23 protein-coding genes are annotated in these 25,151 nt (G+C 74.7%); 3 read left to right on the top strand and 20 right to left on the bottom strand.

The annotated features are described in order from the left end of the window. Positions 1-8 precede the first annotated feature (8 nt). A complete protein-coding gene (locus tag ACI790_RS13220) occupies positions 9-1,895 on the bottom strand; it encodes an acetolactate synthase large subunit (RefSeq protein ID WP_456570230.1) in 1,887 nt (628 codons plus the stop codon). Between the two features lie 336 nt (positions 1,896-2,231). Next, positions 2,232-3,956: a dihydroxy-acid dehydratase gene (gene ilvD / locus ACI790_RS13215; RefSeq protein ID WP_456570229.1), complete on the bottom strand. Its 1,725-nt coding sequence runs from the start codon at positions 3,954-3,956 to the stop codon at positions 2,232-2,234. Positions 3,957-4,020: 64 nt separating this feature from the next. Between ilvD and ACI790_RS13210 the strand changes: the two genes are divergently transcribed. Continuing rightward, positions 4,021-4,398, top strand: a complete 378-nt coding sequence (locus ACI790_RS13210; RefSeq protein WP_456570228.1) for a PH domain-containing protein — start codon at positions 4,021-4,023, stop codon at positions 4,396-4,398. Here ACI790_RS13210 and ACI790_RS13205 read toward each other — a convergent pair. Then, positions 4,392-5,339 (bottom strand): 2-hydroxyacid dehydrogenase, encoded by a 948-nt coding sequence (locus ACI790_RS13205; RefSeq protein ID WP_456570227.1) that lies wholly within the window; start codon positions 5,337-5,339, stop codon positions 4,392-4,394. The genes ACI790_RS13210 and ACI790_RS13205 overlap by 7 nt on opposite strands. A 76-nt stretch (positions 5,340-5,415) precedes the next feature. On the opposite strand from ACI790_RS13205, the gene ACI790_RS13200 reads away from it, so the two are divergent. Further along, positions 5,416-6,546 carry a PQQ-dependent sugar dehydrogenase gene (locus ACI790_RS13200; RefSeq protein ID WP_456570226.1) on the top strand — a complete coding sequence of 377 codons (1,131 nt, stop codon included), beginning with the start codon at positions 5,416-5,418 and terminating at the stop codon, positions 6,544-6,546. Between the two features lie 135 nt (positions 6,547-6,681). Here ACI790_RS13200 and gatB read toward each other — a convergent pair whose 3' ends face one another. The 4 genes from gatB to gatC are packed head-to-tail and all read right to left on the bottom strand — an operon-like array spanning position 6,682 to position 10,200. After that, the gene (gatB, locus tag ACI790_RS13195) at positions 6,682-8,184 is read right to left on the bottom strand and encodes an Asp-tRNA(Asn)/Glu-tRNA(Gln) amidotransferase subunit GatB (RefSeq protein WP_456570225.1); all 1,503 of its coding nucleotides are present in this window, start codon (positions 8,182-8,184) and stop codon (positions 6,682-6,684) included. Further along, positions 8,181-8,369 carry a hypothetical protein gene (locus ACI790_RS13190; RefSeq protein ID WP_456570224.1) on the bottom strand — a complete coding sequence of 63 codons (189 nt, stop codon included), beginning with the start codon at positions 8,367-8,369 and terminating at the stop codon, positions 8,181-8,183. Before ACI790_RS13190 ends, gatB begins: the two co-directional genes overlap by 4 nt. Continuing rightward, a complete protein-coding gene (gene gatA, locus ACI790_RS13185) occupies positions 8,366-9,886 on the bottom strand; it encodes an Asp-tRNA(Asn)/Glu-tRNA(Gln) amidotransferase subunit GatA (protein WP_456570223.1) in 1,521 nt (506 codons plus the stop codon). The genes ACI790_RS13190 and gatA overlap by 4 nt, the downstream gene beginning before the upstream one ends. Beyond that, on the bottom strand, positions 9,883-10,200 hold the full coding sequence (gene gatC, locus ACI790_RS13180) for an Asp-tRNA(Asn)/Glu-tRNA(Gln) amidotransferase subunit GatC (protein ID WP_456570222.1): 318 nt from the start codon (positions 10,198-10,200) through the stop codon (positions 9,883-9,885). Before gatC ends, gatA begins: the two co-directional genes overlap by 4 nt. A 169-nt stretch (positions 10,201-10,369) precedes the next feature. Here gatC and ACI790_RS13175 point away from each other — a divergent pair, with 169 nt between their 5' ends. Next, positions 10,370-11,050: an ACT domain-containing protein gene (locus ACI790_RS13175; protein ID WP_456570221.1), complete on the top strand. Its 681-nt coding sequence runs from the start codon at positions 10,370-10,372 to the stop codon at positions 11,048-11,050. A 208-nt stretch (positions 11,051-11,258) separates the two neighbouring features. On the opposite strand, the gene ACI790_RS13170 is transcribed toward ACI790_RS13175, so the two are convergent. The 13 genes from ACI790_RS13170 to ACI790_RS13110 form a co-directional block, all read right to left on the bottom strand. After that, positions 11,259-11,822, bottom strand: a complete 564-nt coding sequence (locus tag ACI790_RS13170) for a dihydrofolate reductase family protein (protein WP_456570220.1) — start codon at positions 11,820-11,822, stop codon at positions 11,259-11,261. 95 nt (positions 11,823-11,917) lie between these two features. Continuing rightward, a complete protein-coding gene (ligA, locus tag ACI790_RS13165; protein ID WP_456570219.1) occupies positions 11,918-14,074 on the bottom strand; it encodes an NAD-dependent DNA ligase LigA in 2,157 nt (718 codons plus the stop codon). Between the two features lie 54 nt (positions 14,075-14,128). Beyond that, the gene (locus ACI790_RS13160; RefSeq protein ID WP_456570218.1) at positions 14,129-15,139 is read right to left on the bottom strand and encodes a methionine synthase; all 1,011 of its coding nucleotides are present in this window, start codon (positions 15,137-15,139) and stop codon (positions 14,129-14,131) included. Further along, complete coding sequence (mnmA, locus tag ACI790_RS13155) at positions 15,139-16,230, bottom strand: tRNA 2-thiouridine(34) synthase MnmA (RefSeq protein ID WP_456570217.1); 1,092 nt, start codon at positions 16,228-16,230, stop codon at positions 15,139-15,141. Before mnmA ends, ACI790_RS13160 begins: the two co-directional genes overlap by 1 nt. Continuing rightward, positions 16,227-17,432, bottom strand: coding sequence for a cysteine desulfurase family protein (locus ACI790_RS13150; protein ID WP_456570216.1), 1,206 nt, complete (start codon positions 17,430-17,432; stop codon positions 16,227-16,229). The genes mnmA and ACI790_RS13150 overlap by 4 nt, the downstream gene beginning before the upstream one ends. Further along, the gene (locus tag ACI790_RS13145) at positions 17,429-18,829 is read right to left on the bottom strand and encodes an MFS transporter (RefSeq protein WP_456570215.1); all 1,401 of its coding nucleotides are present in this window, start codon (positions 18,827-18,829) and stop codon (positions 17,429-17,431) included. The genes ACI790_RS13150 and ACI790_RS13145 overlap by 4 nt, the downstream gene beginning before the upstream one ends. Positions 18,830-18,946: 117 nt before the next feature. Beyond that, complete coding sequence (locus ACI790_RS13140; RefSeq protein WP_456570214.1) at positions 18,947-19,909, bottom strand: electron transfer flavoprotein subunit alpha/FixB family protein; 963 nt, start codon at positions 19,907-19,909, stop codon at positions 18,947-18,949. Between the two features lie 34 nt (positions 19,910-19,943). Continuing rightward, positions 19,944-20,723 carry an electron transfer flavoprotein subunit beta/FixA family protein gene (locus ACI790_RS13135; protein ID WP_456570213.1) on the bottom strand — a complete coding sequence of 260 codons (780 nt, stop codon included), beginning with the start codon at positions 20,721-20,723 and terminating at the stop codon, positions 19,944-19,946. 117 nt (positions 20,724-20,840) lie between these two features. Continuing rightward, entirely contained in the window at positions 20,841-21,962 is a 1,122-nt protein-coding gene (cds1, locus tag ACI790_RS13130; RefSeq protein WP_456570212.1) for an L-cysteine desulfhydrase Cds1, read from the bottom strand. Positions 21,963-21,990: 28 nt separating this feature from the next. After that, positions 21,991-22,155 (bottom strand): RGCVC family protein, encoded by a 165-nt coding sequence (locus tag ACI790_RS13125; RefSeq protein ID WP_456570211.1) that lies wholly within the window; start codon positions 22,153-22,155, stop codon positions 21,991-21,993. Between the two features lie 103 nt (positions 22,156-22,258). Further along, positions 22,259-23,380 (bottom strand): ABC transporter ATP-binding protein, encoded by a 1,122-nt coding sequence (locus ACI790_RS13120; RefSeq protein WP_456570210.1) that lies wholly within the window; start codon positions 23,378-23,380, stop codon positions 22,259-22,261. Further along, on the bottom strand, positions 23,377-24,261 hold the full coding sequence (locus ACI790_RS13115; protein ID WP_456570209.1) for an ABC transporter permease: 885 nt from the start codon (positions 24,259-24,261) through the stop codon (positions 23,377-23,379). The genes ACI790_RS13120 and ACI790_RS13115 overlap by 4 nt, the downstream gene beginning before the upstream one ends. Beyond that, complete coding sequence (locus tag ACI790_RS13110) at positions 24,258-25,106, bottom strand: ABC transporter permease (protein ID WP_456570208.1); 849 nt, start codon at positions 25,104-25,106, stop codon at positions 24,258-24,260. The genes ACI790_RS13115 and ACI790_RS13110 overlap by 4 nt, the downstream gene beginning before the upstream one ends. Positions 25,107-25,151: the final 45 nt, after the last annotated feature.

Below are 25,151 nucleotides of genomic sequence, written 5' to 3'. Positions count from 1 at the left end.
CGTGCTCCTCAGACCTGTCCGTCGCCGAAGACCGGGCGCACGTCGCGCGCGGCCAGGATCGCGTCGTTGCTGGCGCCCGCGGCGACCATGGGCCACACCTGGGCGTCGGAGCCGACGACGAAGTCGATGACGACCGGCGCGTCGGTGATCGCCATGGCCTTCTCGATGACGGCGTCGACGTCGTCCTTGCTCTCGCACCGCAGCCCGACGCAGCCCAGCGCCTCTGCCAGGGCGACGAAGTCGGGGATGCGCACCGGCTTGGGCGAGCCGTCGGCGTTGCGCGCGTGCAGCTTGGTGTTGGAGTAGCGGCCCTCGTAGAAGAGGGTCTGCCACTGCCGGACCATCCCCAGGTTGCCGTTGTTGATGACGGCGACCTTCACCGGGATGCCCTCGATGGCGCAGGTGGCCAGCTCCTGGTTGGTCATCTGGAAGCAGCCGTCGCCGTCGATGGCCCAGACGGTGGTGTCGGGGCAGCCGTACTTGGCGCCCATCGCCGCGGGCACGGCGTAGCCCATCGTGCCCAGCCCGCCGCTGTTGAGCCAGGTGCCCGGCTTCTCGTAGGAGATGAACTGCGCGGCCCACATCTGGTGCTGGCCGACGCCGGAGGTGTAGATCGCGTCCGGGCCGGCGATCGCACCCAGCCGCTCGATGACGTACTGGGGCGACAGCGCGCCGTCCTCGGGCCAGTCGTAGCCGAGCGGGTAGCGCTCGCGCCAGTCGTCGCACTGCGCCCACCACGCCGCCAGGTCCGGCGTGCGGCCGGCCGCGTGCTCCGCGCGCAGCGCCTCGACCAGCTGGGCGATGGTCTCCTTGGCGTCGCCCACGATCGGCACGTCGGCCCTGCGGTTCTTCCCGATCTCGGCCGGGTCGATGTCGGCGTGGACCACCAGGGCGTCGGGCGCGAAGCTGGAGAGCTCGCCCGTCACCCGGTCGTCGAACCGAGCGCCGAGGGCCACGATCAGGTCGGACTTCTGCAGCGCGGTCACCGCCGCGACGGTGCCGTGCATCCCGGGCATGCCCAGGTGCTGGCGGCTGCTGTCGGGGAACGCGCCACGGGCCATGAGGGTGGTGACGACGGGCGCGCCGGTCAGCTCGGCCAGCTCGGCCAGCTCCTCGGTGGCCTGCGCCTTGAGCACGCCGCCGCCGACGTAGAGGACCGGGCGGCGGGCGCCGGCGATCAGCGCGGCCGCCTCGCGGACCTGCTTGCCGTGCGGGCGGGTGGTCGGCTTGTACCCGGGCAGGTCGAGCCGGGGCGGCCAGGAGAAGTCGGTCGTGGCCTGCAGGACGTCCTTGGGGATGTCCACCAGGACCGGGCCGGGGCGGCCGGTCGAGGCCAGGTGGAACGCCTCGGCGATCCGCTGCGGGATCTCGGCGGCGTCGGTGACCAGGAAGTTGTGCTTGGTGACCGGCATCGTGATGCCGCGGATGTCCGCCTCCTGGAAGGCGTCGGTCCCGATGGCCGCGCTCGGGACCTGCCCGGTGATCGCCACGATCGGCACCGAGTCCATGTAGGCGTCGGCCAGCGGGGTGACCAGGTTGGTCGCCCCCGGGCCGGAGGTGGCCATGCAGACCCCCACCCGGCCGGTGGCCTGGGCGTACCCGGTGGCCGCGTGCCCGGCGCCCTGCTCGTGCCGGACGAGCACGTGGTGCACCTGGGAGTCGAACAGCGGGTCGTAGGCCGGCAGGATGGCGCCGCCCGGGATGCCGAAGACCACGTCGACGCCGACCGCCTCGAGGGAGCGAACCAGGCTCTGCGCGCCGGTGATGCCGGTGGCCGGCTGGGCGGCGGCCTCGGCGACGGAGCGGGCCGTGGTCTCGACGCCGGTCAGCGACGCGGCGGCCTCGCGGGTGGCGGCCTCGGAACCCGGGGCCTCGTGCGGGGTGGTGGTGGTCATCGCGCGGATCTCCTGTGCCTTGCGGCGGTGGTACGGGCTGGTGCGACGGGCGGCGCGCTCGCTGTGCGGCAGGTCACGGCCAACAAAAAACCCCTCGTGCCGCGGGCACGAAGGGTCAGCGCGTCGGTCGGTGACCGGACGCGCTACGCGATTACGAGGACGCCGCGGGTGCGGGCGTCGGCGAGCATGCTGGTGCGAGGCACGAGCACACTGTGCGCCCCGCCGCGCCCTGCCGTCAACCGTCGCGTCCCACCACGTGGACACCCGCGTCCATTTCTCGCGCATCGCGGACCCGGCGACCCGGCCGGCGGCACCGTCGCCGGCCGGGGTGGCGGGTCACCCGCAGATGGCGCCCTGGGCGGCCGAGCCGACCAGCTTGGCGTACTTGCCGAGCACCCCGGTGGTGTACCGCGGCGGCAGCGGCGCCCAGCCCTCGGCCCGGCGGGCCAGCTCGTCGGCGTCGACCAGCAGGTCCAGCGTGCGGGTGGTGAGGTCCAGGCGGATCCGATCGCCGTCGCGGACGAACGCGATCGGCCCGCCGTCGGTGGCCTCGGGCGCCACGTGGCCGATGCACAGGCCCGTGGTGCCGCCGGAGAACCGGCCGTCGGTGAGCAGCAGGACGTCCTTGCCCAGCCCGGCGCCCTTGATCGCCCCGGTGACGGCGAGCATCTCGCGCATGCCGGGACCGCCCCGGGGGCCCTCGTACCGGATCACCACGACGTCACCGGGGTTCAGCGTGCCCTCGGTGACGGCGTCCATCGCGCCCTGCTCGCCGTCGAAGACCCGAGCGGTGCCCTCGAAGGTCTCCGACTCGAACCCGGCCGACTTCACGACCGCGCCCTCCGGAGCCAGCGAACCACGGAGGACCGAGAGCCCCCCGGTCGTGTGGATCGGGTCGTTCATCGCGTGGATGATCGCGCCGTCGGGGTCCGGCGGGGCGATCTCTGCCAGGTTCTCGGCCATGGTCTTCCCGGTCACGGTGAGCACGTCGCCGTGCAGCAGCCCGGCGTCGAGCAGCGCGCGCAGCACGACGGGGACGCCGCCGATGCGGTCGACGTCGGTCATGACGAAGCGGCCGAACGGCTTGACGTCGGCCAGGAGCGGCGTGCGGTCGCCGATCCGGTTGAAGTCCTCGAGCTCGAGGTCCACCTGCGCCTCGTGCGCGATCGCCATGAGGTGCAGGACGGCGTTGGTCGAGCCGCCCAGCGCCATGACGACGGTGATCGCGTTCTCGAACGCCTTCCTCGTCATGATCTGGCGGGCGGTGATGCCCTGGCGCAGCAGGTTGACCACGGCCTCGCCCGAGGCGACGGCGTAGGCGTCGCGGCGGCTGTCGGGGGCCGGCGGGGCGGCGCTCCCGGGCAGCGCCATGCCGAGGGCCTCGGCGACGCTGGCCATCGTGTTGGCGGTGTACATGCCGCCGCAGGAACCCTGGCCGGGGCAGGCGGCCTTCTCGATCGCGGTCAGCTCGTCGCGGCTGATCAGGCCGCGCGCGCAGGCGCCGACGGCCTCGAAGACGTCGATGATCGTCAGGTCCCGGTCCCCCAGCTTCCCGGGCATCGTCGACCCCGAGTAGAGGAAGACGCTGGCCAGGTCCAGCCGGGCCGCGGCCATGAGCATCCCGGGCAGCGACTTGTCGCAGCCGGCCAGCAGCACGGAGCCGTCGAGCCGCTCGGCGAACATGACCGTCTCCACCGAGTCGGCGATGACCTCGCGGGAGACCAGCGAGGCGCGCATCCCCTCGTGGCCCATGGAGATGCCGTCGGACACCGAGATCGTGCCGAACTCCATCGGGAAACCGCCCGCGGTGCGGACGCCGTCCTTGGCCCGCTGGGCCAGGCGCTGCAGCGAGAGGTTGCAGGGGGTGATCTCGTTCCACGACGAGGCGACGCCGATCTGCGGCTTGGCCATGTCGTCGTCACCCATGCCGACGGCGCGCAGCATGGCCCGCGCGGGCGCCTTGGCGTCGCCGTCGGTCACCTCGAAGCTGCGCGGCTTCACCGGGCTGTGGGTCTGGCTCGCGGGCTCGTTGCCGGGGATGAGGTCCTCGCCGATCGTCACGACCGGGGATGGTAGGCCTGCGCCCGCACCGGCCGACCGGCCCGGGGTGGGATCATCGCCGTCCGTGACCCCTCCCGCCCGGTTCCGGATGAACCGCAGCGCCCTGCTGCCCCTGGTCCTGCTGGCCGTCGGCATCGTGCCGACGGCGGCCGTCGCCTGGTGGACGCCGGTCTTCCTGCTGGTGCCCGTGGCGCTGGCCGCCTGGGTGCTGCGGCGGGGCGTCGACGTCACCGACGACGGCATCACCGCGCGCGCCCTCGTCGGCTCGCGGACGGTGCGCTGGCCGGAACTGGCCGGCATCCGCGTCGGCGAGCGCGGCGACCTCTGGCTGGTCACCACCGCCGCCACGGAGGTGCGGCTGCCGGTGCTGCGGATCGGCGACCTGCCCCGGCTGGCCGCGACCTCGGGCGGCCGGCTGGAGCTGCCCGCCGCGGGTCAGTAGTCGCCGACGACGTTGACCAGCGGCTCCCCCGCGAGGACCCGGCGCAACTGGTCGGTGACGGCCGCGGACGCCCGCGCGTTGGTCTCGGGCACCGCGCCGCCGACGTGCGGGGTGAGCAACAGCCCGGGCGCCGACCAGAGCGGGTGCCCCGCGGGCAGCGGCTCGGGGTCGGTCACGTCCAGCGCCGCGCGCAGCCGGCCGCCGGTCAGCTCGGCGAGGAGGGCGTCGGTGTCGACGACGACGCCGCGGGCAGCGTTGACCAGCAGCGCCCCGTCGGGCATCGCGGCGAGGAACTCCGCGTCGACCATGCCGCGGGTCTCCTCCGTCACCGGGACGATGAGGACGACGACGTCGGCGTGCGGGAGCAGGCCGGGGAGCTCGTCGATGGCGCGGACCCCCTCGCGGGCGGTACGCGCGACGTAGGTCAGCTCGACGTCGAACCCGGCGAGCATCCGACCGATGGCCCGGCCGATGTCGCCGGCGCCGACCACGAGGACGCGGGCCCCGACCAGGGAGCGGTGCGTGCCGAACGACCAGCGGCCGGCGTCCTGCTCGCGCACGAAGAAGGGGATGCCGCGCTGCGCCGCGAGCGTCGCGGCGACCGCCCACTCGGCGGTCGAGGGGGTGTGCGCCCCCCGGGCGTTGCACAGCACCACGCCCTCGGGCAGCCGCCCGATGAACTTCTCCGCCCCCGCGGTGAGCAGCTGCACGAGGCGCAGGTGCGGGAGCGCAGCGAAGAACTCCTCGTCCGGCGCGGTGGCGCCGGCCGAGCGCGGCACCCAGACCTGCGCGCGGGCGGCGTCACCACCGGGCGGGCCGTCGGCAGGATCGAACCGGTGCGCCCGCACGCGGGGCGAGACCGCCTCCACGGCGGCGCCGACGGCGCGGGAGGGCACCAGCACGTGCAGCGGCTCGTCCGCCGCCAGGTCCAGGGTGGTCACGGCCCCCACGCTAGCCAGCCGGCGTGCCGCGGACGACCGGCGTCCCGTACTCGGGGCCGCACGTACTCTGGACCCGGTGAGGCCGACGAGGGCGCTGCGCGCGTCGCGGGTGGTCGCCGTCCTGCTCACCGGGGTGCTGCTGGCCGGCTGCGGCGGAGGCGGCTACGAGCCCGCCGGCCCCTTCCGGCCGCTGCCCGAGGGCCCGCCACCGCAGGTCGGGCCGCCGACGGCGACGCTGCCGCAGCCGGGCGACCCGGCGCAGCCCGGCGGCGAGGAGGAGGCCGGTGACCCGAACGTCGTCGCCTCCGGGCTGAGCGTGCCCACCGGCCTGGTGCTGCTCCCCGACGGCTCGGCCATCGTCGGCGAGCGGGACACCGGGCGGCTGCTCCAGGTCTTCCCCGACCGGTCGCCGGCCAAGGAGCTCATGACCGTGCCGGGGCTGGACACCTCCGGCGACGGCGGGCTGCTGGGGCTCACCCTCTCCCCCACCTTCGCCGAGGACGGGCTGCTGTTCGCCTACGTCTCGACCGCCACCGACAACCGGGTCGTCCGCTTCCCGATCGGCGGCACCCCGAACCCGGTGTTCACCGGCATCCCGCGCGGCACCGTGGGCAACGGCGGTGGGCTGCTCGCCGGCCTCGACGGCCACCTCTACGTCGGCACCGGGGACGCGGGGAACCCGGCGCTCGCCGCCGACCCCGCGTCGCTCGCCGGCAAGGTGCTGCGGATCGACGTCTTCGGCCGGCCCGTCGACGCCGCCGGCCCGGTGTTCAGCCGGGGCCACCGTGACGTGACGGCGCTGTGCCAGGACGCGGAGCGGGTCTACGCCACCGACGAGGCGCGCGAGGGGCCCGACGAGTTCGACGTCGTCCGCGAGGGGGGCGACGGCGCGCCGCTGCTGGAGATCCTGCCCGAGGAGGGCGGGCTCGGGGGCTGCGCCGTCGCCAACGGCACGGTGTTCCTCGGCGCGCTCGACGGCCGGGCGGTGCACGTGATCACCCTCGACGCCGACGGGGCGCCCGTCGACGGCGCCACCGAGGAGGTGCTCGCCGACCGGTACGGGCGGCTGCGCACCGTCGTCCTCGACCCCGCCGGCGCGCTGTGGATCACGACGTCCAACCGCGACGGCCTCGGGACCCCGGCCGAGGACGACGACAAGGTGCTGCGCATCCGCCCGCCCGGCGGCCAGCCCAACTCGCCGCTGTGACACCGCGGTCCGGACCGCACCGCGGTGACACCGCGGTCCTCCGGACCGCACCGCGGCCAGGAACCGTCCCCCTGCTGACCTGAGCCGCTGAGTCGCGCCTGCGCGGAGCCCTCCGGGCCCCACTCGGCGCGATGGTCAGCTGCTGATCAAGCGCTCCTCGAGCATGCGCTTCACCGTGGCGGCGTCGGCCTTGCCGCGGGTGGTCTTCATGACCGCACCGACCAACGCCCCGATCGCCTGCAGCTTGCCGCCGCGCACCTTGTCGGCGACGTCGGGGTTGCTCTCGATCGCGGCGTCGACGGCGGCCACCAGCTCGTCGGACTCCCCCATGACCGCCAGGCCGCGGGCCTCGACGACGGCGGCGGGACCGCCCTCACCGGCGAGGACGCCGTCCAGCGCCTGCCGGGCCAGCTGGTCGTTGATGGTGCCGGCGGTGATGAGGCCGATCAGCTCGGCGACCTGCGCCGGGGTCACGGCGAGCTCGCCCAGGTCGGTCCCGGCGTCGTTGGCCCGGCGGGCCAGTTCGCCGAGCCACCACTTGCGCGCGTCGCTCGGCGAGGCGCCCGCGGCGACCGTGTCGCTGACCAGCTCGACGGCCCCGGCGTTGACCAGCCAGGCCATCTCGGTCGGCGAGATGCCCCACTCGTCGGAGAGGCGTGCCCGGCGGGCGGCGGGCAGCTCGGGCAGGCCGGCCCGCAGCTTCTCCACCCACTCCTCGTCGGGGGCGATGGGCACCAGGTCGGGCTCGGGGAAGTACCGGTAGTCGGTCGCCTCCTCCTTGCTCCGGCCGGACGAGGTGCTGCCGGTGTCCTCGTGGAAGTGGCGGGTCTCCTGCACGATCCGCTCGCCGGCGTCGAGGACGGCGGCCTGGCGGCGCATCTCGAAGCGCACCGACCGCTCCACCGACCGCAGCGAGTTCACGTTCTTCGTCTCGGTGCGGGTGCCCCACTCGAGGCTGCCGATCGGCGCGAGCGAGGTGTTGACGTCGCAGCGCAGGTTGCCCTGCTCCATGCGCACCTCGGAGACGCCGAGCGTGAGCAGGATCTCGCGCAGCTCGGTGACGTACGCCCGGGCCACCTCCGGCGCCTTGGCCCCGGCGCCGGGGATGGGCCGGGTGACGATCTCCACCAGCGGGATGCCGGCGCGGTTGTAGTCGACCAGCGAGTGGTCGGCACCGTGGATGCGCCCGGTGGAGCCACCGACGTGCAGGTTCTTGCCGGTGTCCTCCTCCAGGTGCACCCGCTCGATCTCGACGCGGTAGGTCTCGCCGTCGACCTCGACGTCGAGGTGCCCGGCGGTGCAGAGCGGCTCGTCGTACTGGCTGGTCTGGAAGCCCTTGGGGATGTCCGGGTAGAAGTAGTTCTTCCGCGCGAACCGCGACCAGGTGGCGATCCGGCAGCCCAGCGCCAGCCCGATGCGGATGGTGGCCTCGATGGCGGCGGCGTTCGCGGCGGGCAGCGACCCGGGCAGGCCCAGGCAGACCGGGCAGGTCTGCGTGTTCGGCTCGGCGCCGAAGGTGGTCGAGCAGCCGCAGAACATCTTCGACGCGGTGCCCAGCTCGACGTGGGTCTCCAGCCCGATCACCGGCTCGTAGCGGGTGAGGAGCTCGTCGAACTCGACCAGGGTGTCGGTGCTCATGAGGGGTTGTTCTCCTTCGGGCCGGGGGGCGGCGTGCGCCCGGTGACCCACGCGCCGATCCCGGTCACGATGCCGAGGACGATGAAGACGGCGAAGACGGCCTTGCCGGTGGTCAGCCAGAGCACCAGGCCCGCGATGACGACGAACGCGGTCAGCGCCCACGCCGCCTTGGTCGGGCCGTTCACGCCGCGCCTCCCGTCGTGCGGGCGAGCTCGTCGAGCAGCCGGTGCCCCCGGGCGGCGTCCTGCGCGGCCTCCAGCGCGGCGGCGACCCGGTAGCAGCGGTCGTCGGCCAGCGCCGGGGCCATGACCTGGAAGCCGACCGGCAGGCCCTCGGAGATCCCGCAGGGCACCGAGATCGCGGGCACGCCGGCCAGGCTCGCCGGCAGGGTGCACAGGTCGGCGGCGTACATGGCGATCGGGTCGTCGACGCGGGCGCCGACCGGCCAGGCCACGGTCGGGCTGGTCGGGCTGACGAGCACGTCCACGTCGTCCCAGGCGGTGGTGAAGTCCCGCGTGATGAGCGTGCGGACCTTCTGCGCCTGGCCGTAGTAGGCGTCGTAGTAACCGGCCGACAGCGCGTAGGTGCCGAGGATGATCCGGCGCTTCACCTCGGGCCCGAAGCCCTGCTCGCGGGTGAGGGCCATGACCTCGTCGAGGTCGCGGCTGCCGTCGTCACCCACCCGCAGGCCGTAGCGCACCCCGTCGAACCGGGCGAGGTTGGACGACGCCTCGCTGGGGGCGATCAGGTAGTACGCCGGCAGCGCCAGGTCGAAGGCCGGGCAGGAGACCTCGCGCACCTCGGCGCCCATGCTCTCGAGCAGGGCCACCGCCTCGCGGAAGCGGTCGAGGACGCCGTCGTCGTAGCCGTCGGCGTGCCCCTCCCCGCCCAGCTCGCGGACGACGCCGACCTTCAGGCCGGCCAGCTCGCCCCCGGCGCCGCGGCGGGCGGCCTCGGCCAGCACCGGGACGGGGCAGTCGATGCTGGTCGCGTCGTAGGCGTCGTGGCCGGCGATGGTCTCGTGCAGCAGCGCCGCGTCGAGGACCGTGCGGGTCATCGGGCCGGCCTGGTCGAGGCTGGAGGAGAACGCGACCAGCCCGTAGCGGGAGACCGAGCCGTAGGTGGGCTTGTGCCCCACCAGCCCGGTGAGCGCGGCCGGCTGGCGGATCGAGCCGCCGGTGTCCGTGCCGATCGACCAGGGGGCCAGCCCACCGGCGACGGCGGCCGACGAGCCGCCCGAGGAACCCCCGGGGACGCGGTCGCGGTCCCAGGGGTTGCGGGTGACCTGGTAGGCGGAGTTCTCCGTGGAGGAGCCCATCGCGAACTCGTCCATGTTGGTCTTGCCCAGCAGGACGGTGCCCGCGGCCTTCAGCTTGGCGGCGAGGGTGGCGTCGTAGGGCGGGCGCCAGCCCGCGAGGATCTTCGAGCCGCTCGTGGTGGGGACGCCCTCGGTGACGACGACGTCCTTGAGCGCGAGCGGGACGCCGGCCAGCGGGCCCAGCTCCTCACCGGCGGCGCGGGCGGCGTCGACGGCCTCCGCCGACTTCACCGCGGCCTCGGCGTCGACGTGCAGGTACGCGCCGAGCTCGCCGTCCTCGGCCGCGATGCGGTCGAGGTAGGCGCGGGTGATCTCGGCGGAGCTCAGGTCCCCGGACTGCAGCGCGCTGCTCAGGTCGGCGGCGCTGGTGGTCGTGATCGTCATGCCTCCTCCCCCAGGATGCGCGGCACGCGGAAGCGGTCGTCCTCCGCGGCGGGGGCGCCGGCGAGGACGGCGTCGCGGGGCAGGCTCGGCCGGGCGACGTCGGGCCGCATGACGTTGGTCATCGGCACCGCGTGCGTGGTGGGCGCGACGTCGGCGACGTCGGCCTCGCCCACCTGCGCGACGGCGTCCAGCACGGCGGCGAGCTGACCGGCGAAGAGGTCCAGCTCCTCGTCGCTCACCGCCAGCCGGGACAGGTGCGCCAGGTGCGCCACCTCGTCGCGGGTCAGTTGGCCCTTCGGGGAGGAGGTGCTCATGCTGCGGTGGAACTCCACTTCGGCAGTGCCCGTCGGCCCGCTCTCGGCCCGGGACGTGACCGGGACACTGTACGTGGGGGCGCCCGGGTGCTGGTCAGCGTGAGAGGGTTGTCCCCGATCGCGATCGACGGAGATCGGCCGAACCGGCGAGTACTGCCCCGGAGGAACCGTGTCCTATCTCCTGCGCCTGGTGCTGCCCGACCGCCCCGGCGTCCTCGGCGCGGTGGCCACCGCGTTCGGTGCCGCGGGCATCGACATCGTGTCCCTCGACGTGCTGGAGCGCGGCAACGGCATCGCGGTGGACGACGTCGTGGTCGACCTGCCCGGCGACCGGCTGCCCGACAGCCTGATCACCGTCGCCCAGGCGGTGCCCGACGTGCAGGTGGAGTCGCTGCGGCCGTTCGCGGGGCCGCTGGACACCCACCGCGAGCTGGACCTGCTCGACGCCCTGGCCCGAGGCGGGGACGGCGCCGCCGCGGCGCTGCTGGCCGCAGAGCTGCCCCGGGTCTTCCACAGCGGGTGGGCGGTGATCGTCGACGGCGCCGGTCAGCCCGCTCCCCTGGCGGCGTCCGCGGTGACGGCGGCGTCGGAGGCCGCGCCGTCGTTCACCGGCCTCACGCTGCCGTGGCTGCCGCTGACCGGGCCGGTACTGCTGCCCAGCGACGACTCGTGGCTGCCCGAGCGCTGGCAGGAGATGGCCATCGAGATGATGGCCGCCCCCTACGGCACCGGGACGCAGGCCGTGGTGATCGGCCGCTCAGGTGGTCCCGCGTTCCGCCGCTCCGAGCTGCTCCGGCTGGCGCACCTGACCGGCATCGCCGCGACGGTCACCCACCTGCCGCCCGCCTGAGGAGCGTCCCGCTCACGCCCTATCCCGACGGGCCGACCGCCGCGGAGAACCTGATCGGTTTTCTACACCCGCCTCCACCGCGGCAAGCATCGGGCGCCGGGCTGGGCCTACGTGCTCACCGGTGACGGCACGCTCACCGTCACCACCCCCACCGGCCTGGTGGCCGGTACCGAACCACCGCCGTTCTGATCCGCGCTGCTCGCTCCGGTCAGCGCGGCCGTTCGTGCCGCAGCATGACCACGCCGTTGCCGAACGTCCGCGTCTCGACCAGGCGCAGGTCCGTGGGCGTCTCCCCGGGGCCGAAGAGCAGGCGCCCGCGCCCCAGCAGCACCGGGTTGACGAAGAGCCGGTACTCGTCGATGAGGTCGTGCCGCCGGAACGCCGCGCCCAGCACGGCCCCGCCCAGGACCATGTCACCCCCGGGCAGGGCCTGGAGCGCCCGGACCTCGTCGGGCACGACGTCGCGCACCACGGTGGCGTTGCCACCCGGGGTGGCGAGGGTGCCCGAGTAGACGACCTTGGGCATGGTCCGCCAGATGCCGGCGAACTCTGCCACGGCCGGCGAGGTGTCGGGGAGCTGGTCCGCTGTCGGCCAGAACTCCTCCATCAGCTCGTAGGTCACCCGGCCGAAGAGGAAGGCGCTCATCGTGGCGAGCTGCTGGTTGTGGTAGCTGTGCAGCTCCTCGTCGATCAGGTGCCAGCCGATGTCGCCGTCCGGGCCCTCGAAGTACCCGTCCAGCGACACCCCCATCTGCGCCACGACTCTCCGCATGGTCTTCTCCGTCCCGCTCGCCTGGCGTGCGAAGGACGAGACCGTCGTGCGGTGCCGTACTCATCGGTCCCGGGCGGGACCGCGGTCCTCAGCGCTCAGGCGTCGCTGCCGTCGCCGATGGTCGCCACCTCGCGGGCGGCGTCCGGGCCCTCGTCGAGCAGCACGCGGAAGCCGTCGTCGTCCAGGATCGGTGCCTTCACCTGCACCGCCTTGTCGTACTTGCTGCCGGGGTCGGCGCCGACGACGACGAAACCGGTCTTCTTCGACACCGAGCCGGTGACCTTCCCGCCGCGCTCCTGGATCGCCGCGATCGCCTGGTCGCGGCTGTGGTCGCGCAGCGATCCGGTGACGACGACGGTGACGCCGGTGAGCGGCCCCGGTGGGGCGTCCTCGGCGGCGTCCGCCATGCGCACCCCGGCCTGCCGCCACTTCTCGACGACGTCGCGGTGCCAGTCGACGGCGAACCAGTCGCGGACCGAGCGGGCGATCGTGGGCCCGACGCCGTCCGCGGCGGCCAGCTCCTCCTCGCTCGCGGCGATGATGCGGTCCATCGAGCGGAAGTCGCGGGCCAGCGCCTGGGCGGCGGTCGGCCCGACGTGCCGGATAGAGAGGGCTACGAGCACCCGCCACAGCGGGACGTCCTTGCGCGTCTGCAGGTTGGCGAGCAGCTTCCCGCCGTTCGCCGACAGCGCCCCGTTCTTCTTCGTGAAGAACGGGGAGCGCTGCAGCTGCTCCTCGTCGAGGAAGAAGAGGTCGCCCTCGTCCTGGAGGAGCCGGCTCTGCAGCAGGGCGACCGCCGCCTCGTAGCCCAGGTTCTCGATGTCGAAGGCGCCCCGGCCGGCCACGTGGAAGACCCGCTCCCGCAGCTGCGCCGGGCAGGACCGGGCGTTGGGGCAGCGGATGTCGGCGTCGCCCTCCTTCTCCGGCCGCAGCTCCGTACCGCACTCGGGGCAGTGCGTGGGCATGACGAACGGGCGCTCGTCGCCCGTGCGCGCCGCCACCACCGGGCCCAGCACCTCGGGGATCACGTCGCCGGCCTTGCGGATGACGACCGTGTCCCCGATCAGCACGCCCTTGCGCACGACCTCGCTCGCGTTGTGCAACGTGGCGAGCTGGACGGTCGAACCGGCGACCTTGACCGGCTCCATGAAGGCGAACGGGGTGACCCGGCCGGTGCGGCCGACGTTCACCCGGATGTCGACGAGCTTCGTCGTCGCCTCCTCCGGCGGGTACTTGAAGGCGATCGCCCAGCGCGGCGCCCGCGAGGTCGACCCCAGCCGCCGCTGCAGCGCCACCTGGTCGACCTTCACGACGACGCCGTCGATCTCGTGCGCCACCGAGTGCCGCTGCTCGCGGTAGCGCTCGATGTAGGCCCACACGCCCTCGAGGCCGTCGACCACCTCGAACCGGTCGCTGACCGGGAGGCCGAGGGCGCGCAACCCGTCGTAGGCCGCCGACTGGCGATCGGGGTCGAAGCCGGTCCGGGCACCCAGCCCGTGCACGACCAGGCGCAGCGGCCGGGACGCGGTGATCTTCGGGTCCTTCTGCCGCAGGGAGCCCGCGGCGGCGTTGCGGGGGTTGGCGAACGGCGGCTTGCCCTGCTCCACCATCGCCGCGTTGACCTCGGCGAAAGCGGCCACGGGGAAGTAGATCTCGCCGCGCACCTCGAGCAGCTCGGGGACGTCGCCGCCGGTGAGCTGCTGCGGCACGTCGTCCATCGTGCGGACGTTGGCGGTGACGTCCTCGCCGGTGGTGCCGTCCCCACGGGTGGCCGCGCGCACCAGCCGGCCCTTCTCGTAGACCAGGTCGACGGCGACGCCGTCGACCTTCAGCTCGCACAGGTAGCTCGCCCCCGCGGCGCCCTCCCGCTCGGTGCGCGCGGCCCAGGCCGACAGCTCGTCGCTGCTGAACGCGTTGTCCAGGCTCTGCATCCGCTCCAGGTGCTGCACCGGCGCGAACGTGGCGGTGAACCCGCCGTTGACCTTCTGGCTGGGCGAGTCCGGCGTGACCAGCGCGGGGTGCGCCGCCTCCAGCGCCTTCAGCTCGCCCATCAGCTCGTCGTACTGCCCGTCGCTGATCAGCGGCTCGTCGCGCACGTAGTAGGCGAATGCGTACCGGTCCAGCTCCTCGGACAGGTCCCGGTGGCGGGTGCGCGCCTCGTCGGGGACCTCGGTGAGGTCCGCGCGGTCGGTCGGCGCCCCGACCGGCAGCTGCTCGACGCTGGGTTCCTCGACTCCGGCCTCGCTGGTCACGGCAGAACGGTATCCGGCGGGTACGACGCCCGACCCGGTCGTTCCCCGGACGGGTTACTCCGGGAGCAGGTACCTCGCGGCCTCGCGCACCTGCCGCATCGCCGCGCGGGCGTAGGACGGCGTCGCACCGGCCAGCCCGCACGTCGGCGTCAGCGTCACCGCGGCCGCCAGGTCGTCGGCGGGGAAGCCGAGCTCGCGCCACCAGGCCTGCACCCGGGACGCCGTCGCCTTCGCCGCCGGCAGGGCCGCGTCGGTGCCGGGGACGACGCCGGGCAGCAGGTGCACGCCGGCCTCGACCGCGGTGCCGACCGCGTCGAGGTCCTGGACGAGCCCGAGGTCGAAGGAGAGCCCGGCGGCACCGGCGGCGCGGAACAGGTCCAGGGGCGTCCGCGGCGCGCAGCAGTGCACGACCACCGGGACCGGCAGTGCGCGGACCACTGCGGCGAGCTCGGCCTCCACGACGTCGGCGGGGACCGCGGGCAGCTTGCCGAACCCGCTCACGGTCGGCAGCCCGCCCATCAGGACGGCGGGGACCGAGGGCTCGTCGAGCTGGACCACCACCTGGGCGCCGGGCACGCGGCCCCGCACCTCGGCCACGTGCGCGGCGAGCCCCTCGGCCAGTGACTGCCCCAGGTCGCGGCGGGCGCCGGCGTCGACCACGGCGCGGTCGCCACGGGTGCGCTCCAGCCCGGCCGCGAGGGTCCACGGCCCGGTGGCCTGCACCTTGAACGGCCCGGTCCACGTCCCGGCGACGTCCAGCAGCGCGTCCAGGTCGCGGGCGAGGAACTCCCCGGCCCGGCGCTGGTCCGCGCCCGGCCGCGGCACCAGCCGCCAGCCGGCCGGCGTGAGGTCCACCGCCAGGTCGACCAGCAGCGCGGCCGTCCGGCCGATCATGTCCGCGCCGGCGCCCCGGCCGGGGAGCTCGGGCAGGTGGGCGAACTCCGGCAGCTCCCCGGCCACCAGCCGCACCGCCTCGGCCGGGTCGGTGCCGGGCAGCGAGCCGACGCCGGTGGCCGGCCCCCACGGCACCGCGACCGGTGCCGGGCTCTCGCTGGACGCAGCCATCAGGGCCGTCCGGCCGTGGCCGTCGCGCTCCGGATCACGGCCTGCCCGAGGACCCGGTCGCCGCGCGCGGGGTCGGGCTCGTAGAGCACCGCCGACTGCCCGGCGGCCACGCCGCGCTGCTGCTCCGCGAGCACGATGCGCAGCCCGCCGGCGTCGTCGCTCGTCACCTCGCAGGGCACCGGGGTGCCGTGGGCGCGCAGCTGCACCTCGGCCCGGACGGGCAACTCCGGCGCCGCGCCGGTCCAGGTCGGCGTCGCCGTCCCGACGACGTCGACGCCCGCGAGGTCGGCCGTGCCGATGGTGACCGTCCGGCTGACCGGCTCGATGCCCAGCACGTACCGGGGGCGGGAGTCGCCGGCGCTCACGCCGAGCCCGCGCCGCTGGCCGACCGTGAAGCCGTAGGTGCCGTCGTGCTCGCCGACGGTCGCCCCGGTGGCGGCGTCGACCACCGGGCCGGGGCGGCTGCCCAGCCGGCGGGCCAGGAAGCCGCGGGTGTCGCCGTCGGGGATGAAGCAGATGTCGTGCGAGTCGGCCTTGGTGGCGACGGCGAAGCCGCGCTCGGCCGCGATCTCCCGCACCCGCTCCTTGGTCATGCCGCCGAGCGGGAACATCGCCCCGGCCAGCTGCTCCGGCGTCAGCACGCCCAGCACGTACGACTGGTCCTTCGCCTCGTCCACGGAGCGGCGCAGCTCCCCGTCGGCCAGCCGGGCGTGGTGCCCGGTGACGACGGCGTCGAAGCCGAGCGCCTGCGCCCGGTCCAGGACCGCCGAGAACTTGATCTTCTCGTTGCAGCGCAGGCACGGGTTCGGCGTGCGCCCCGCCGCGTACTCCGCCACGAAGTCGTCCACGACGTCCTCGGTGAACCGCTCGGCGAGGTCCCAGACGTAGAAGGGGATGCCGAGCTCGTCGGCCACCCGCCGGGCGTCGTGCGAGTCCTCGACGCTGCAGCACCCGCGGGAGCCGCTGCGCAGCGCCTGGCGCTCCTGCGACAGCGCCAGGTGCACCCCGGTGACGTCGTGCCCGGCGTCGACGGCCAGCGCCGCGGCGACGGCGGAGTCCACGCCCCCGCTCATGGCGGCGAGCACCCTCATCGCCGGCCCATCCCGGCGCGGCGGGCGCGCTCGACCACGGGGGCGATCACGTCGAGCAGGGCGTCGACGTCGGCGTCGGTGCTGGTGTGGCCGAGGCTGAACCGCAGCGAGCTGCGGGCCCGGTCCGGATCGGCGCCGACCGCCAGCAGCACGTGGCTGGGCCGGGCCACCCCGGCGCTGCAGGCCGAGCCGGTCGAGCACTCGATGCCCCGGGCGTCGAGCAGCATGAGCAGCGCGTCGCCCTCGGCGCCGGGGAAGGACAGGTGCGCGTTGCCGGGCAGCCGGCCCGGGCCGGAGCGCACCACGTCGTCCAGGGGGGCGCCGTTGAGCTGCGCGTCGGGCACCTGCCCGACGACGCCGGCGACCAGCCGGTCGCGCAGCCGGGCCAGCTCGGCGGCCCGCTCTCCCCGGCCGTCGACCGCGGTGGCCGCCGCGACGGCCAGCCCGACGATGGCGGCGACGTCGAGGGTTCCGGACCGGACGTCGCGCTCCTGGCCCCCGCCGTGCAGCAGCGGCGTGCACTCGGCGTCCCGGCGCAGCAGCAGCACGCCGGCCCCCATGGGCCCGCCGAGCTTGTGCCCGGTCATGGTCAGCGCGTCGACGCCGGTGGCGCCGAAGTCCACGAGCACGTGCCCCACCGCCTGCACCGCGTCGGTGTGCAGGGGCACGCCCACGTCGTGGGCGGTGGCGGCGAGCGCGGCGATGTCGCTGACCGTGCCGATCTCGTTGTTGGCCCACATGACGCTCGCCACCGCGACGTCGGTGCCGTCACCGAGCGCCTCGGCCAGCGCCCGGGGCGTCACCCGGCCGGAGGGCTCGACCGGCAGCCAGGTGACCTCGGCGCCCTCGTGCTTGGCCAGCCACTCCACGCTGTCGAGGACGGCGTGGTGCTCGGCCGGGCTCACCACGATCCGGCGACGGCGGGAGTCGGCCTCGCGCCGGGCCCAGAACAACCCCTTGACGGCGAGGTTGTCGCTCTCGGTGCCGCCGCCGGTGAACAGCACCTCCGACGGCCGGCCGCCCAGCGCCTCGGCCAGCCGCTCGCGGGCCTGCTCGGCCGCCCGGCGGGCGGCCCGGCCGCTGGCGTGCAGCGACGAGGCGTTGCCGACCCGGCCGAGCTGCTCGGTCATCGCGGCCAGGACCTCGGGCAGCATCGGCGTGGTCGCCGCGTGGTCGAGGTAGACCGGATCCGAGTAGCTCATGACGCGCTCAGGGTAGTCGCGCGGGCGGCGGGGGCCGCCGTCACCGGGACACCGGCACCCGCACGGGGGGCGACCGCGGCCCCGGCCAGCGCCACGACGGTGAGCACGGCCACCCCGGCGAGCACCGCGCCCGACAGCGGCAGCGCGCCGGTCACCGAGGCCGCCACCAGCACCCCGACGACGCCGACCAGCAGCGCCGACCCGGTCACGTCGGCGATCTGGAAGGCCGCCGAGTCCGCGCCGCGCCGGTGCTCGGGCGACGAGTCGAGCAGCAGCACCCCGAGGCTCGGCATCCCGAGCCCCATGCCGAGCCCGGCAACCCCCCAGGTGAGGTAGGCCGGCCAGCCACCGAGGCCGGGGACCGTGATCAGCGCCGTCCCCGCCAGACCGGCGGCCAGCAGCAGGAAGCCGGCGCGCAGCACCACGACCCGGCTCCAGTCCGGCCGCCGGCCCTGCAGCTGCGAGGCCACCGCCCAGCCCAGCGCCCCGGCGGTCAGCGGCACGCCGGCCGCGGCCGCCGGGTAGCCGTGCAGTTCGGTGAGCGCCAGCGGCAGCAGCGTGTCCATGCCGAAGAAGGCACCGGCCAGCAGGCCGCGGGAGGCGACGACGGCGGGCAGCCCGGCCCGCACGGCCGCCGTGCCCGCGGGCAGCAGCGGGCGCAGGCCGGCGACCAGGGCGGCGAGGCCGGCCACGGCCAGGCCCACCGCGAGCAGGTCCGCCCGCTGGCCCGCGTACTGCAGCAGCGCGATCCCGGCTCCGGCCAGCAACGCCCACCAGCGGCGCGCGGGAGCCGGCGGTTCGCCGTCCTCGGGGACGGCGAGCCCGCGGACGGCGGGCAGCACCAGGCCCAGTCCGAGCAGGATGAGCGGCAGCAGGCCGAGGAAGACCAGCCGCCAGGTCAGGTGCGTGGTCACCAGGCCGGAGACGACCGGGCCGATCAGCGCCGGCAGCACCCAGGCCGCCGAGATGGCGCCGAACAGCCGGGGACGCAGGGCCGGCGCGTAGGCCTGCCCCGCGACGACGTACAGCGAGACCGCGATGACGCCGCCGCCCACGCCCTGCACGGCGCGCGCCGCGACCAGCACGGCCATCGAGCCCGCCAGGCCGGCGGCCAGCAGCCCGGCGGCGAAGACCGCGACCCCGGTGAGCAGCGCGACCCGGGGACCCCGCCGGTCCCCGACGTCGCCGCCGAGCACCATCCCGACGACCGAGGCGACCAGGTAGGCGCTGAACGGCCACGCGTACCAGGCCAGGCCGTCGAGCTCGGCGACGGCGGTGGGCATCGCCGTCGCCACTGCCATCGCCTCGAAGGCGACGAAGGTGACCAGCATGAGCAGCCCCGCGGTGGTCAGCCGGTGCGCCCGGTCGAACACCGACGCCGATCCGCCATCGCTCACGCTGCCGTCCTCACGCCGTGCCCAACTCCGGTCGGCCCGCGGTCCTTCCCGGCCCGGACAGGCGTCGAGCGCCGACCCCCGGAGGGATCGGCGCTCGACGGCTGCGGTGCGGTGGGGCTACTTGCGGGCGTTGATCTGCTCGGTGGCAGCGGGGACGACCGTGTTCAGGTCGCCGACGACGCCGAAGTCGGCCAGCTCGAAGATCGGGGCCTCGGGGTCCTTGTTGATGGCCACGATGGTCTTCGAGGTCTGCATGCCGGCGCGGTGCTGGATGGCACCGGAGATGCCGACGGCGACGTAGAGGTTCGGCGAAACGGTCTTGCCGGTCTGCCCGACCTGGAAGCTGTGCGGGTAGAAGCCGGAGTCGACCGCGGCGCGCGAGGCGCCCACGGCCGCGCCGAGCGAGTCGGCCAGGCCCTCGATGACCGAGAAGTTCTCGGCGCTGGCGACGCCGCGGCCACCGGAGACGACGATCGAGGCCTCGGTGAGCTCGGGGCGGTTGCTCTTCTGCTCCACGACGCGCTCGACGACGCGGACCTGCTTGGCCGCGTCGCTGACCGACACCGCGACGGCCTGCTCGGCGCCCGCGGCCGGAGCCGGCTCCGGGGTGACCGAGTTGCCGCGCAGCGTGTAGATCGGGGTGCCGACCGTCACCTGCGAGTGCACGATCGTCGCGCCGGCGAACGCCGCCTGGGTGGCGGTGCCGTCGGAGGCGATCTCGGTGACGTCGGTGAGGAAGCCGCTGCCGGTCTTGATGGCCAGGCGGGCGGCGATCTCCTTGCCCTCCGGCGAGGAGGGGATGACGACGGCGGCGGGCGACTTCTCGCTCACCAGCTGCGCCAGCACCTCGGCCTTGGGGGCCACCAGGTAGGCGTCGACGTCCTCGGACTCGGCGACGTAGACGGTCGCGGCGCCGTACTCCGCGAGGGCGTCCTTCACGCCGGCGGCCGTGCCCGGCGCGCCGAGGACGACGGCCGACGGCTCACCGAGCGCACGCGCCGCGGTCAGGGCTTCCAGGGTGGTCTTGCGGACTCCGCCGCCGGCCGGGTCGAGCTCGGCCAGGACCAGGACCTCTGCCATGGGGTGTTCTCCTCTTCCTTCGATCCGGGCCGGGTCAGACGATCTTCTGGCTGGCGAGGAAGTCGACGAACTTCTGCGCGCCGTCGCCCTCGTCGGTCACCTTGACGCCCTCGCCCTTCGGCGGGCGGCCGGCGAAGTCGAGCACCTTGCTCGTGGCGCTGGCCAGGCCCACGCTGCCGGCGTCGACGCCGAGGTCGGCCAGCGACTTGGTCTCGACCGGCTTCTTCTTCGCGGCCATGATCCCCTTGAACGAGGGGTAGCGCGGCTCGTTGATGGTGTCCCAGGTCGAGATGATCGCCGGGAGCGGGGCCTCGAGGGCCCAGAAGCCGCCGTCGGTCTGCCGCTCCACCTTCGCGGTGCCGCCCTCGATGGTGACCTTGCGGGCACCGGACAGCTGCGGGAGGCCGAGCCGCTCGGCGAGCAGCGCCGGCATGACCGACAGCTGCGCGTCGGTGGCCTCGGCGCCGCACATGACCAGGTCGTACTCCATCTGGCCCAGCGCCGCGGCGATGACCGCCGAGGTCTGCACCGCGCACGAGCCGTGGATGGCGTCGTCGACGACGTGCACGGCCTTGTCGGCGCCCATGGACAGCGCCTTGCGGATGGCGTCGGTGGCGGAGTCGGGGCCGACGGTCAGCACCGTGACCTCGCCGCCCTGCGCCTCCTTGATGGTGAGCGCCTCCTCGATGGCGTACTCGTCCATCTCGTTGATGACGTTGTCGGCGGACGCACGGGCGACGGTGTTGTCGGCCGGGTCCAGCTTGCGCTCACTTCCCGAGTCCGGGACCTGCTTGACAAGAACGACGATGTTCATCGCGCTGAACCTTCCTCAGGACGCGTTCAGGATGCGGGCACGGGGGCCCGCCTGGCTCCGATCATGGAGGCTACTGCGCGGTAATGCCGAGGCGGGAGGAGGGGCGGGTGAGGCACGTCACGCCGGTCCGCCCGGCCCGGCCGCCCACTCCCCCGTCGCGGCGAAGCGCCGGAGGATCTCGGTGTACGGCGCGAGGTCCAGGCGCTGCGCCGCCACCCAGTCGTCGGAGTAGTAGGTGCGGGCGTACCGCTCCCCGCCGTCGCAGAGCAGCGTGACCACGCTCCCCTGCCGGCCCGCCGCCACCATCTCCGCGACCAGGCCGAACGCCCCCCACAGGTTCGTGCCGGTGGATCCGCCCGCCCGGCGGCCGGTCGCCCGCTCCAGGTGCCGCATCGCGGCCAGCGACGCGGCGTCGGGCACCCCGATCATCCGGTCGACGATCGTCGGCACGAAGGAGGGCTCGACCCGCGGCCGGCCGATGCCCTCGATCCGCGAGGGCGTCCCGGTGGTCCAGCCGGGGTCGCCGGCCGCGTACCCGGGGAGGAACGCCGAGTTCTCCGGATCGACCACGGCCAGCCGCGTGGGGTGCCGCCGGTAGCGCAGGTACCGGCCGATGGTCGCGCTCGTGCCGCCCGTGCCGGCCCCGACGACGACCCAGTCGGGCACCGGGTGCCGCTCGGCGGCGAGCTGGTCGAAGATCGACTCGGCGATGTTGTTGTTGCCGCGCCAGTCGGTCGCCCGCTCGGCGTAGGTGAACTGGTCGAGGTAGTGGCCACCGCACCCGGCGGCCAGCCGGCGCGCCTCCTCGTAGATGTCCGGCGCACGCTCGACGAAGTGGCACACGCCGCCGTGGAACTCGATCAGCGCGATCTTCTCCGGGCTGGTCGACCGCGGCATGACCGCGACGAACGGCAGGCCCAGCATCCGCGCGAAGTACGCCTCGCTCACCGCCGTCGACCCGCTGGAGGCCTCCACGACCGTGCTGCCCTCGGTGATCTGCCCCGAGCACAGCCCGTAGAGGAACAGCGACCGGGCCAGCCGGTGCTTGAGGCTGCCGGTCGGGTGGGTCGACTCGTCCTTGAGGTAGAGGTCGACGCCCCACTCCGGGGGCAGCGGGTAGACCAGCAGGTGGGTGTCGGCGCTGCGCCGCGCGTCGGCCTCCACGGCGGCGACCGCGCGGTCGACCCACGCCCGGCCCCCGGGGTCGGAGTGGTCGACGTCCGTGCGGGGCTCGGTCACCGCAGCATGATCGCGCACCCCTGCGGGGTCACCGCGGGCAGACGCACCCCCGCGCGCTGTCGTGCGTGCGGGTCGCCTCGCAGAAGCGCAGCGAGATCCGGTCGTGGCCGGCGAGCGGGTGCGGGCAGGCGGTGCAGGAGAGGGCTGCGGCGGGCTGCTCGGTGTCGGCCGGGGAGGACAGGGCGGTGGTCATGGCGGAACCTGACTCGGCCGGGGTCACCGGCGCGCAGTGGCGTGCTCCCGCCCCGGCACGGCTCGGACGGCCGGTGCGCGACGTGGACGGGACGCACCCGACGCTACGCCCCGCCGGCCGCGGGCTCGGCCGGCGCGACCAGCACCGCCCGGTCGGCGGGGGTCACCGTGACGGCGGCCCCGGGGGTCAGCAGCTGGCTGTCGGCGCTGGCGACGTCGATCCGCACCTCGACGCCGCCGGGCAGCGCGACGAGCACCCGGGTGGAGGCGCCGGAGAACGTACGGGTCACCACCCGGCCCGTTCCCGCCGGGTCGGCGGAGACCAGCAGCGACTCGGGGCGGACCAGCGCGACCACGGGCCCGCCGGCGGGGGCGGCCCCGGTCACCGGCCGCCGGACGCCGAGCAGGTGCGCCTCCCCGCCGGCGAGCGTCGCGGGCAGCCGGTTCATCGTGCCCACGAACTCGGCGACGAACGCCGTCGCCGGGCGCTCGTAGAGCTCGTCGGGCGAGGCGATCTGCTCCAGCCGCCCGGCGCGCATCACGCCCACCCGGTCGGCGACCGAGAGCGCCTCGGCCTGGTCGTGGGTCACGAACACGGTGGTGATGCCCAGCTCCAGCTGGATGCGGCGGATCTCCTCGCGCAGCTGCACCCGCACCTGCGCGTCCAGCGCGGAGAGCGGCTCGTCGAGCAGCAGGACCTGCGGGGCGACGGCCAGCGCCCGAGCCAGGGCCACCCGCTGCTGCTGGCCCCCGGAGAGCTGGTGCGGGTACCGGTCGCCGCGGTCGGCGAGCCCCACCAGGTCCAGCAGCTCGGTCGCCCGGCCCGCCCGCTCCGACTTCGCCCGGCGGCGCACCCGGAGCCCGAACGCGACGTTTTCGGCCACGGTCAGGTTGGGGAACAGGCTGTACGCCTGGAAGACCATGCCCATGTCGCGCTTGCTGGGCGGGGTGCCGGTGACGTCGCGGTCCCCCACCAGCACCCGGCCGCCGTCGGGGCGGTCGAAGCCGGCGATCGCCCGCAGGGCCGTCGTCTTGCCGCAGCCCGACGGGCCGAGCAGGGCCAGCAGCTCGCCACCGGCGATGTCCAGGTCGAGCCCGTCGAGGGCCACCACCGGGCCGTAGCGGCGGGTCAGCCCCTCCAGGCGCACCGGCGTCCCGGCCCGGCCGCGCAGATCGGCGGAGGCGTCGGCGGACCGGTCCGTGGTGGTCCGTGGCAGGGCGGTCATGCGGACTCCTTCGTGCCGCGCCGACGGTCCAGCGCGGAGATCATCAGCAGCAGCAGCCAGGTGAGGAGGAGCGAGAGCACCGAGACGGCCACGGAGAGCTGCGGCTGGGAACCCGCGATCCGGAGGATCCAGGTCGGGAACGTCTCGAACCCGAGGATGTTGGCGACCGTGAACTCCCCCAGCACGAGGGCGACGGTGATGAACGAGGCGTTCAGCACCGATGTGCGCAGCACCGGCAGCACCACCGAGACCAGGACCCGCGGCCAGGACGCGCCGAGGTTGCGCGCGGCCTCGGTCAGGGTCCGGAGGTCGGCCCCCCGCACACCGGCGTCGAGCGCGCGGTACACGAACGGCAGCGCGAGGACGACGTAGACGAGGACGAGGATCCAGGGCAGCGCCGGCTCCTGGAGGGCGAAGAAGACCTCCGCCAGCCAGGTGTCCAGGAAGTAGTCGGGCGCCCAGGCCAGCACGCTGCGCACCCCGACGACCAGCGCGATCGGGGGCAGCACGAGCGGCATGAGGGTGAGCAGCTCGACCGTCGTCCGCAGGCGGGGCAGCCGCAGGGTGACCAGCACGATCGTCGGCACCATGAGCAGCAGGGCGATGGTGACGGTGAGCCCGGCCAGCGCCAGGGAACGGGTGAACGCCTCGGTGAAGCCCTCGGCGCCGGGCATCTCCACGTAGTGCTCGGCGGTGAAGCCACCCTGGCCGCGGTCGCGCACGGTGAACCAGACCGACGCGGTGACGGGCACGAGGAAGTACAGGCCCAGCACGGCCAGGACGGCGATCCGCCAGGCGCCCGCGCCGCGGCGTCCGGGCCGCCGCCGCTGCGGGGGCTCGACGCCGCCCGCGCCGGCGACGTTCTCCGCGAGCACGGTCATGCCAGCCACCGCTGGGTGCGCCGCTGCACCCAGGCGTAGAAGACCATCACCAGGCCGACGAGCACGACCATGCCGAGCGCCAGCGCCTTGCCCAGGTTCTCCGCCCCGACGACGACGTTGCTCGACAGCGCGTCGGCGATCTGCAGCGTGACCAGCGGGACGCTGCTGCCGACCAGCGCCCGGGCGGTCGCGTAGGCGGCGAAGGCGGAGGCGAACAGCAGCATCGTCGCGCCGATCACCGGCGGGGCGAGGACGGGACCCCCGACGTACCGCCAGTACTGCCAGCCGGTCGCGCCGAGGTTGTCGGCCGCCTCCCGCCACTGCGGCCGCAGCGCCTCGAGCGCCGGGACGATGGTGAGCACCATCAGCGGGATCAGGAAGTAGAGGTAGACCAGCGCCAGCCCGGCCATCGAGTACAGCGAGAAGCCGCCGAGGCCCAGCCCGAGGGTGTCGGTCAGCAGCGCGGTGACGACGCCGCTGGTGCCGATCGTGGCGATGAACGCGAACGCCAGCGGGATCCCGCCGAAGTTGGCCAGGACGCCGGAGGCGGTGAGCACCAGCCGGCGCAGCAGCCGCCCGCGCCGGGCGCGCAGCACCGCGACGGCGAGCGCCAGACCCAGCGCGGCGCTGAGGACGGCGGTGATGGCCGACAGCTGCAGGCTGCCGACGTAGGCCCGCCGGTACGGCCCCTCGGCGACCGCCCGGATCGAGGCGGTCGACCAGGTCTCCTCGAACGTGACCGGGTCGGTGGCGCGGAACGCCTCGACCGCGAGCACCCCGATGGGCAGCAGCAGGAACACCGCGACGTAGAGGAAGAACGGCAGCGTGCCGAGGACGACGAGCACGCGGCCGCGCCGGCCCCTCCTGCGAGGGACCGGCGCGACCGGCGA

The sequence above is a fragment of the Blastococcus sp. SYSU DS0539 genome, from assembly GCF_054050855.1.
This window is presented reverse-complemented; position numbering and strand designations above follow the sequence as displayed.

Coding starts and splice junctions, on each gene's coding strand:
- ACI790_RS13220 (WP_456570230.1), bottom strand. CDS start 1,895: ATGACCACCACCACCCCGCACGAGGCCCCGGGTTCCGAGGCCGCCACC.
- gatB (WP_456570225.1), bottom strand. CDS start 8,184: ATGAGCACCGACACCCTGGTCGAGTTCGACGAGCTCCTCACCCGCTAC.
- gatA (WP_456570223.1), bottom strand. CDS start 9,886: ATGACGATCACGACCACCAGCGCCGCCGACCTGAGCAGCGCGCTGCAG.
- gatC (WP_456570222.1), bottom strand. CDS start 10,200: ATGAGCACCTCCTCCCCGAAGGGCCAACTGACCCGCGACGAGGTGGCG.
- ACI790_RS13170 (WP_456570220.1), bottom strand. CDS start 11,822: ATGCGGAGAGTCGTGGCGCAGATGGGGGTGTCGCTGGACGGGTACTTC.
- ACI790_RS13160 (WP_456570218.1), bottom strand. CDS start 15,139: ATGGCTGCGTCCAGCGAGAGCCCGGCACCGGTCGCGGTGCCGTGGGGG.
- mnmA (WP_456570217.1), bottom strand. CDS start 16,230: ATGAGGGTGCTCGCCGCCATGAGCGGGGGCGTGGACTCCGCCGTCGCC.
- ACI790_RS13150 (WP_456570216.1), bottom strand. CDS start 17,432: ATGAGCTACTCGGATCCGGTCTACCTCGACCACGCGGCGACCACGCCG.
- ACI790_RS13140 (WP_456570214.1), bottom strand. CDS start 19,909: ATGGCAGAGGTCCTGGTCCTGGCCGAGCTCGACCCGGCCGGCGGCGGA.
- ACI790_RS13135 (WP_456570213.1), bottom strand. CDS start 20,723: ATGAACATCGTCGTTCTTGTCAAGCAGGTCCCGGACTCGGGAAGTGAG.
- ACI790_RS13125 (WP_456570211.1), bottom strand. CDS start 22,155: ATGACCACCGCCCTGTCCTCCCCGGCCGACACCGAGCAGCCCGCCGCA.
- ACI790_RS13120 (WP_456570210.1), bottom strand. CDS start 23,380: ATGACCGCCCTGCCACGGACCACCACGGACCGGTCCGCCGACGCCTCC.
- ACI790_RS13115 (WP_456570209.1), bottom strand. CDS start 24,261: ATGACCGTGCTCGCGGAGAACGTCGCCGGCGCGGGCGGCGTCGAGCCC.